Here is an 8,759-nt window from a genome sequence, read left to right as displayed (position 1 = left end):
AGAAAGATTCATCATCAATCCAACCCATCAAACCCCGGGACCAAACACCTAGCAAGAGCCCTCTTGATGTGCTTTTTTTTCCGTATACCCAATTGTTACGAAAATGGGCAACTATAAGTCACCAGGAGAAAACGGACGTTTACGTGTGACATGCTGGAACGCTCAACGGTTATTCAGAACAGCCTGCCGCATTTCTTTTTTTGAATCATCAAGCGAAATCAAACCAAGCATAAAGCGCTCATTAGCTTCTTCCAGAATGGCATCGTGACGATAGCCCTGCCGGAAATTAGCTGCCCGCGCTTCTTCGACAGCTCGCCTGCGGCGCTGTGATTCTTCATGAGTGATTGCCGGTGCGATAAGTGTTTTTTCCATTGTTACACCCTCTATAGTTCCATCAATAATACGTTAAATATCACTGGTAATTCAAAATGTTTTGGATTTTTATCTGGAAATAACAAAGATTTACAACCTATCGACCAAGTGCTTTCTGCAGTAAACGCAACACTTCTTTGACGCGCCGATCATTCCAGCTAAATCCATTTGCTCTGGACTGTTCGGTTCGGACACTTGCCGCATATGGGCTCTCTTCTATGGCGGGCATCGGCATGATGTGCTGTTTGATAGAGACTGCCAGAGACGGAAATACATCGATACCGGCCCAACGGGACAAAACTTCTAAAGAGACTATCTTACAATCAGGCTGATTGGTGTTTGCACAGACATACACAGCGGCACCTTCTGCAATAGGATCATAGACAGCCTTCCACATTCCTGATGGGATCATGACCCTGTCAGTCCCGACACTGGGTCTTTCATGAGAAAACAGCACTCCTGTGACAACATAGAGCTCTCCCTCTGCATTCGCGAGCCCCCGAACCGCGGCCTCAATTCCTTCCCATGCTCCGCGGTTCAAACCCGGTGCCTGTGGGACAACATTAGATAACGCATAGGATTCCTGCTGAGCTGCCAGACCGGCGAAGTCACCGGATGGGGACAAATGTCCTCGATCCCAGCCACTATGCTTCCAGTCGGCCAACTCCCCACGGTATCCTGCAGGAAGCCGGGCGTCCGGATAGAAATATCCTTCTCGCTTGGTACGAGCCGCAACTTCTAGGTTTTCTTCGACGATATACTCTGCCGACCAGATCGGACCTTTTGTTACTGGAGAGTCCATTACTGCATAAGCGGTGTTGCACAGGACAGTCCCATGGCCAAACTCACCTTCTAGAGTGGGGCTCTCTCCTGCGAAAAACAAATTGGAACAGGTTTCTTTTCCGTAGGCCCAATCAACTTGCACATCGTATATCAGGAACAGGAACATGAGCTTCAGCCCCTTGTGGAACCCTTTGCTCATGAGTTGCGGCCTGCAGCACGAGGCATTGGCCCCGGTGGCACGGGGCGCATCAGATGCCTATGCTCGCGACAATACCACTCGGTTGCTCCAGTCCGTGTGTTTGCGCCGAATGCGGCACCGGCGTTACATATACAGCAATAATGCGCCCAACTCCTTGCCTTTGCCAGATCTGGAGCCTTCCTCTGTCGTTCAGGCCTATCGTCCATTCTCACAAACCTAGTGCGTCAAGTTCACGTCGTGTTTGCTCCCAGGCAGATCTGGTGCAGGGAATCGCTCCTTGCCCAACCTGCCAGTTCCAGTGTGAAATCCGATTGCCCGGTGGAATATCATTGAGAAACCGCGAGGGAATGGAGGATGTTCCTTGCCGATAATCGCATGAGGTCACTGTCGCCTGCTCCATAGCGCGCGTCAGCGCAACGTAGGCTAGGCGACGTTCCTCATCCAGATTACGAGCATTCGTGCCTGGGAAGAGATTATCTTCCCAAGCTGGAAGAAAAACGTGACGAAACTCCAGACCCTTAGCGCGGTGCATTGTCAGTAACTGCACCCGCTCCTTACCTTTTTCCCCTGGGGCGCCGGAAGCCAGTGAGGCATGCTCCATCAAGTGATCAATCTTACGATAACGGTCAGCAACGTCGGCCAACTCCGCGAGGTTTTCCATCTGCGTCGCAGCTTCATCACTGTCATCAGCTCGGAGCATGTCGTAATAACCGGTATCTTCAAGCAAGAGACGCATCCGATCCCCGACAGTCAGATCCTCTTGTGCGCCAATCTCCCTCACCACACGCTCAAACTCTCTCAGGGCGGCCGCAGCTTTTTGGGAGAGGCGTGTTTCACTGACAGCAGCCAATAAGGATATGTCCTGATCACGGGCTCTCAGCTCAATAGCTCCTAACCCCTTGGCTCCAAGCCCGCGCGTGGGTTTATTTGCTACCCGACGGAAGGCTTCATCGGATTGTCGGTCATCCGGGCGGGCGGCAAGAGAGAGCAGTGCAAGAGCATCTTTAACTGCCACACGTTGGTAGAACCCAACATCTCCTACAATTTCATAAGGAACACGGGCCTGGATCAGAGCTTCTTCAATGGCACGGCTGAGCCTGTTCTGTCGGTAAATAACGGCTATATCATGCCAGGCGCACCCAGATGCTGCACGTCTACCAATTTCAGCGGCAATCGCATCAGCCTCTTCACTCATATAGGAAAACTGCAGCACCTCAACGGGTTGACCTGCCCCTTTGCGCGTATAGAGCGTTTTGGGAATGCGCGATTGATCCTGAGCGATGATTGCATTCGATGCATCAAGTATATGACCTGTCGATCGGAAGTTTTCTTCCAGTTTAAATGTCTGCGCGTCTGGAAATTCTTTTGAAAACCCCCGGATAAATCCTATTTTCGCCCCACGCCATGAATTTATGTGGAATACAATTTCACAACCTCAAAAAAGCAATTTTAAGGTTTCTTTAGGCGGGATAGATGACCTGTACCTGACGTACCCACCAGCCAGTCTCTCAGTTTTGACCAACGTAGCCTTCCGCCCTGATTTCGCACAGCTATGGCCAGAGCCTTCTTCTGCCCGACCAGCACGACGAGCTTCCGCCCCCGTGTAACACCGGTATAAAGCAGGTTCCGCGCCAGCATCGTATAATGCTGCGTCACCAGCGGGATGACCACTACCGGATATTCCGAGCCCTGGCTCTTGTGAATGGTCGTCGCGTAGGCCAGCACCAGTTCGTCCAACTCGCCGAAGCCGTAAACGACCTCCCGTCCATCGAATAAGACCGTCAGTTCGCCCTCTTCCACATCGATCTTGTCGATAACGCCGAGATCCCCGTTGAAGACGTCCCGGTCATAATCGTTGGCGATCTGCATCACCTTGTCGCCGGGACCGTAGGTCCAGCCGAACCGCTCGACCTTCACGTCGCCTGCCGGGTTCAGCGCCTGCTGCAACTCGATATTCAGCGACCGTGCGCCCAGCCCACCCCGGTTCATCGGGCAGAGCACCTGCACGTCGCGGACCGGGTCCAGCCCGAACCGCGCCGGGATGCGGTCCTTCACCACGGCCAGCAACTTGCGCAGTCCGACCTCGGGCTCAGCCGCCTCCACGAAATAGAAATCCGATCCCTCTTCCGCGCTCAGCTCCGGCATCTTCCCTTCGTTGATCCGGTGCGCGTTGGTGATGATCCGGCTCTGTGCCGCCTGGCGGAACACCTCGGTCAGGCGCACCACAGGGACAGCATCGGAGCCAATGATATCGGCCAGCACCTGCCCCGGTCCGACAGAAGGCAACTGGTCCACGTCGCCGACGATCAGCAGAGCCGCGCTGTCAGGTAACGCGCGCAGCAGGGAGCGCATCAGCAGCACGTCGACCATGCTGGCCTCGTCCACAACCAGCAGGTCGCAGGTCAGCGGGTTGGTATCGTCCCGTTTGAAACTGCCATTGCCCGGATCCGTCTCCAGCAGTCTATGGATGGTCTTGCCTTCCAGCCCCGTGCTTTCCGACAGGCGCTTCGCCGCCCGGCCGGTCGGCGCGCAAAGTTGCACGTCTGTGCCCTTGGCAGTCACGATCTTCAGAATGGCGTTGACCAGCGTGGTCTTGCCCACGCCAGGACCACCCGTGATCACCAGCACCTTGCTACGCAGTGCAAGGCGCACCGCTTCCTGCTGGCTGGGCGCCATGGCAAGTCCGGTCTTGCCTTCCACCCAAGTCATAGCCTTTTCAGCGTCGATGTCAGGCCAGGGTGGACGGCCAATGGCACAGGCGCGCAACCGCTCGGCGATGCTCTGCTCGGCACGATAGAGACCAGTCAGGAAGATACAGCCCGTATCGCCCACGCTGTCTGCCACCACGTCGCCCGCTTCCAGTTCCAGCGCGAGGGCCGTCTCGATCAGAGGAGTGGCGACCTCCAGCAGTTCGGCGGTACTGGTCAGCAACTCTCCCACAGGCAGGCCGCAATGCCCTTCATCCATCGCTTCACCAAGCGCGTAGGATATCCCGGCCCGCACCCGGATCATCGCGTCAGGCGCGATCCCCATCTTACGGGCGATCTGGTCGGCGGTCTTGAAGCCGATCCCCCGGATATCCTTCGCCAGCCTATAGGGATTTTCGCTGATCAGTTGGACCGCGTCCTGCCCGTAAGTCTTGAATATCCGCACGGCCCGCGAGGTGCCGACGCCGTTGCTATGCAGGAACAGCATGATCTCGCGGATCACCTTCTGGTCTGCCCAGCCACCGACAATCCGTTCGGCCCGCTTGGGACCAATGCCTGTCACTTCCCGCAGGCGATGCGGTTCCTGCTCGATCAGGTCGAACACGGCCTCGCCGAACGCTTTCACCAGTTTTTTGGCATAGACGGGACCAATGCCCCGGATCATGCCCGAGCCGAGATAGCGCTCTATGCCTTCGACCGTGGTCGGCGGACTGGCCTTGAGGAACTCCGCCTTGAACTGCAAGCCGTGGGTGTGGTCGTTGAACCAGCGCCCCGACATCTGCACGAACTCACCCGCCGAGATCATGGCGGCATGGCCGACGACAGTGACCAGATCGCGCTGCCCCCGCACCTTCACCCGCAGGACGCAGAAACCGTTCTCGGCATTGTGGAACGTCACCCGCTCCACGAGGCCGGCCAGCGCTTCCGTTTGGCATTGTTCTCCAACCACGGCACTGGTCATTCTGATTCTGTGAACGGAGAAGACACTTGGGAACCGCATGTTGCCGAAATTTCGCCAGGCGTTCGGCCATCCAGCGCTGGCTTATCTCGAAGCTTGTTTAACATTCCCTCCAATGCTTCAACGTCTCCGGACACGGCATCCCGTTCCTCTGGGCTTAACCAGACCTCTTCCAGTAAACGATTGGCTGCTTGCTGAGCGGCCAGGACAACGCCCTTGGCGCTTGGCTTCGGAATATTGAAATAACAGCGTGCGCATGCCATGCGATGCGGACAAGTGCTCCAAAACGCATTGCTACAGTAAGAATCACCTAAATCGTAATACTTCCAAGGTGCTCCATCCTTCGTTGCGCCTGCCGCAATAACCTCCTTATCAATAACAATTTCGATCATCCGCGCCGCCTGATCCGCCTTGGCAAACGCACTCGCCAATTGCGTAGGTTTCGACCGAACATAGCTCATCGTCGATTGAACGGACGTATGGCCGCACCATTTTGCCAAATCGAATATTGTCATTCCTTGCGGAACGCTGGCCAGCATAGAAACGGCTGAAGCCCGTCCACGGTGACTTGTAATACGGCCTTTACTGTCCTCAATCGGAATACCAGCCTTTTTGCACAAAAGCGGGATAACAGTCTGATTTAAAACTTCCTTCGCGATTGGCCTGTTCCGAAGTTGAAAGAGAAAATGTACATGTTCACCGGTTCGCCGATCAAGATGTTTACGGGGTGACGCTCGTTTTTTCATCCAGGCCGTAATGTACTTATGAACAGCATGGCCGACCGGTTTAGTGTACGCGACCGAAGTTTTACCTTCCGGAACATCAAGCCAGCAGACCTGCCCTGCCGGAACGACGTTGCCAGACTGATCAACCACATCCTCTGATTGCTCGCGCGTGCAGCCGACCCGAAGTCGGGCGATCTCATTGCTCCGAAGGCCTGCATGTGTCCACACCACGGCGATTGCCTGCAACAGGGCGAATGGATAGAAACAGTCAGGAGAAAGATCGTCTGGTTCAATGTTGAAGCTGGCCCAGGTCAGTTTCAGCCAAGAAGCATCATCTATGGTCCTAGGATTTACGCCAAGATATTTCGCAATATTCTTCGGTGTCGAGAGATGATATCGCGGATTACACCGGAGCTGCGCCCATTCCCAACTCTGAATATCAGATAAAAACCGACGCATAACCTGATAATAAGCAACTTTCGTTGGAGCCTGTAGAGGCTGGCCAACTGTTGGGATCAGACGATAATCAAAGGTGGAACCGCCCCAATCGCCAATACGTAACCTGTCGACGGCGGCGAGATAGTCGGCACATACCGATACCGTCCATTGCTCTGGTCCTGTGACCTCAGGATGCTCGCGACCCAACCAGATTCCGATACGGGTCAGAGTGTTGTAAACTGCTCGCCTCGCCCCTTCTCGCAAGGTTGTTGTTTCCAACCAACGTCGGCACCATGTCATCCACTCAGGATTGATATTATCAGTTTCAGTTCCATGACGAGGTTGGTATGCCCGGAAATGAATAACCTTCGATGTAAGCCCCATTGCGGCCAAACCGTTTGACAATATTCCAATCCGCTTGGCGATATGATTTCCTGTGTAACACTCTCGTGTATGTTCCAGTATCTTCCTATCAAAACTTTCAAGTTTTGGATTCTCGCCTTGTAATGCAACTGCAGCAAATACTGATGGTACGAGGGGCCGAACGGTCTGACAGACGAAGCCGACACGGGTTAGGGCCGAGAACAGACGCTCACATTCTGTATCAACAATCTCCGCTCCAAAAACCAATCGGGCAACGACAGCCGTCGCCACATTGCGTTGAATTTTGTACACGCTTCGAAAACCACACAGAAGATAAGCGACTGCAATCAACTGCGGTACCATTCCGGTTTTTTTCAGAACAGGACTATTATTGATAATCTCAACCCACAGGTCTTCACTCCACCCCCAGTAGGGTTTTTCCTGGTGTGCGACCGTCAGAAGCAAATACTTCAAAGCACGATGGCTGTTAGCGCGGTCGAGATTGCTGCGATACAGGATGTCCGTCAGAGGCTTATGAAGACGCGGAGCCTGCCGTTTCGTAATAACAAGATTTTCTTCTTTCCAACGTCTGACAACTTTTAATTCGTCTGCAGACAATGTCGCCCGTCTGTCGTATTCATCGAGATTAATGTGGAATTTGTATTCGGGCTGGATGTGAGAAACCTGATATTCGGCCACTGTTCTATCCTCCGAAGACCCTGTTACCAAGATTCATATCCATCTGTTCGACCGAGTGTGCGATTTTACGGAGAAGATCTTCACCAGATAGATGGATATAAAGTGTCGTACTTTGAACATTGCGGTGTCCGGCATACGTTGCGATATCGTGCAGACGCCAGCCTGACCGGGCCAAGTGCGTCAGTCTCAGATGTCTCAAGGTATGAGTACTGAACGCCGGTATGCCGGCTTGAAGGGCAAGACGTCTGACAGTTTTGCTCCATGACCACTTCGTTATGGGCTGTCGAAAGTTTCGATCTGACTCAGACAGAAACAAGGCACCTGAATGGGTTGTCGCACCGCGTCGACGATGTAAATACACTGCCAACACAGGACAAATCACTGCTGAGTAACAAACCACTCGAGCGTGTGCACTTTTACTCGTCTCAGCCCGAATAGTGAGGAGACGTCTCGCAGGGTCAATATCCGACACCCTCAAACCTACTAACTCTTCTCGGCGCAGTGAGCCATAGTAGGCCAAGGCGAACATGAGGCGATTTCTGACTGTTTCCTGTGCGACTATTTCTTGCAAGCTAGCCCATTCTTCGTCAGATGGCAAATATGGCAGTAATTTGGAACGACGTACCAAACCATACCTGAACCCGACATGCTCCGAGAGTGGGCCGCGCCCTACAACCGCCTGCCCTCGCGGCACCGGATTTCGATGTTTGATTCCTTCAAAGACCAAATGATCATACCAAAGTCGGACGGCGGACAGGCGCTGATGAAGCGTAGCATTGCTCACAGCAGCGCGAGTGGATAGGAAAGGAACGTCTTCTCCACGTAAATACCTTACAAATAGTGAAACATGACTCAAAGTTGCTGCCTCAGGAGCAACACCTGCTGCCTCACAAAAAAACAGATACTGTTCCAGGCCTCTGGCATAGGCGTCTATGGTAGCGGGCGAACGGCCAAGATTGTCGAGCAACGAAAGCCATAAGCATCCTTGAGAGTTCTCAGAAACCTGCGGATATCGTGACCATTTAGGCTCAGGCATCGTACCCTCCCTTTGCAACACGAAGGTATAGATTCAAGCCGATGTATTCCAACTAACTTATAAAATGCTTTGAGAGTCATCACCTACAGCAAAGAACTCTGCTGACACCTCTGAAATCATTTTGAGCCATAAAAACTGGGCTCGATTGACGTCCTGAAACTCATCAGCCATCACGGCTGTGAAACGGCGTGACCAGCGGTAGCGATAGGTATCATTGTGCAGCATTGCCAATGTCGGCCACATCAACAGATCCCCAAAATCTGCAGCATTCTGCTCGCGTAGCAAACTCTGGTAACGACCATACAACTCAACCACATAGCGCCAGCCCGCATCGTCCATAAAACGTTTCTGGGCATGTGCTCGCGCTATCATGGCTTCAACATGATGCCCTGCCATCTCAGGCGTCACCAGATCTTCCTTCAAACGAGATGGGGTGGTTGCCGTCCTCCCCGCACGGCATCGCAATGTGCCAGAATGG

Annotated in this window: 7 protein-coding genes; all 7 read right to left on the bottom strand. The window is 53.6% G+C overall.

Features of this window, described 5'->3' with window-relative positions; genetic code table 11:
- Positions 1-162: 162 nt before the first annotated feature.
- On the bottom strand, positions 163-372 hold the full coding sequence (locus APA10_RS08765) for an antitoxin VbhA family protein (protein WP_003630469.1): 210 nt from the start codon (positions 370-372) through the stop codon (positions 163-165).
- A 97-nt stretch (positions 373-469) separates the two neighbouring features.
- Positions 470-1,354, bottom strand: a complete 885-nt coding sequence (locus tag APA10_RS08760) for a DNA/RNA non-specific endonuclease (RefSeq protein ID WP_003630467.1) — start codon at positions 1,352-1,354, stop codon at positions 470-472.
- 208 nt (positions 1,355-1,562) lie between these two features.
- Positions 1,563-2,690: an ATP-dependent helicase gene (locus APA10_RS08755; protein ID WP_276325080.1), complete on the bottom strand. Its 1,128-nt coding sequence runs from the start codon at positions 2,688-2,690 to the stop codon at positions 1,563-1,565.
- 113 nt (positions 2,691-2,803) lie between these two features.
- On the bottom strand, positions 2,804-5,023 hold the full coding sequence (recD2, locus tag APA10_RS08750; RefSeq protein WP_035366159.1) for an SF1B family DNA helicase RecD2: 2,220 nt from the start codon (positions 5,021-5,023) through the stop codon (positions 2,804-2,806).
- Positions 5,020-7,245 (bottom strand): site-specific integrase, encoded by a 2,226-nt coding sequence (locus APA10_RS08745; RefSeq protein WP_035366157.1) that lies wholly within the window; start codon positions 7,243-7,245, stop codon positions 5,020-5,022. The genes recD2 and APA10_RS08745 overlap by 4 nt, the downstream gene beginning before the upstream one ends.
- 4 nt (positions 7,246-7,249) lie before the next feature.
- Positions 7,250-8,281, bottom strand: coding sequence for a tyrosine-type recombinase/integrase (locus tag APA10_RS15545; protein ID WP_003630460.1), 1,032 nt, complete (start codon positions 8,279-8,281; stop codon positions 7,250-7,252).
- A 57-nt stretch (positions 8,282-8,338) separates the two neighbouring features.
- A partial coding sequence (locus tag APA10_RS08740; RefSeq protein ID WP_250698532.1) for a UvrD-helicase domain-containing protein occupies positions 8,339-8,759 on the bottom strand: 421 nt, incomplete at its 5' end.

This window comes from Acetobacter pasteurianus subsp. pasteurianus LMG 1262 = NBRC 106471, from assembly GCF_000285275.1.
Classification (GTDB): Bacteria; Pseudomonadota; Alphaproteobacteria; order Acetobacterales; family Acetobacteraceae; genus Acetobacter; species Acetobacter pasteurianus.
The sequence above is the reverse complement of the archived record's forward strand: the minus strand, read 5'-3'. Positions and strand labels throughout refer to the sequence as shown.

Bases quoted from the DNA above. Each gene is read 5' to 3' on its own strand.
- APA10_RS08765 (WP_003630469.1), bottom strand. From the start codon at position 372: ATGGAAAAAACACTTATCGCACCGGCAATCACTCATGAAGAATCACAG.
- APA10_RS08760 (WP_003630467.1), bottom strand. From the start codon at position 1,354: ATGAGCAAAGGGTTCCACAAGGGGCTGAAGCTCATGTTCCTGTTCCTG.
- recD2 (WP_035366159.1), bottom strand. From the start codon at position 5,023: ATGACCAGTGCCGTGGTTGGAGAACAATGCCAAACGGAAGCGCTGGCC.
- APA10_RS15545 (WP_003630460.1), bottom strand. From the start codon at position 8,281: ATGCCTGAGCCTAAATGGTCACGATATCCGCAGGTTTCTGAGAACTCT.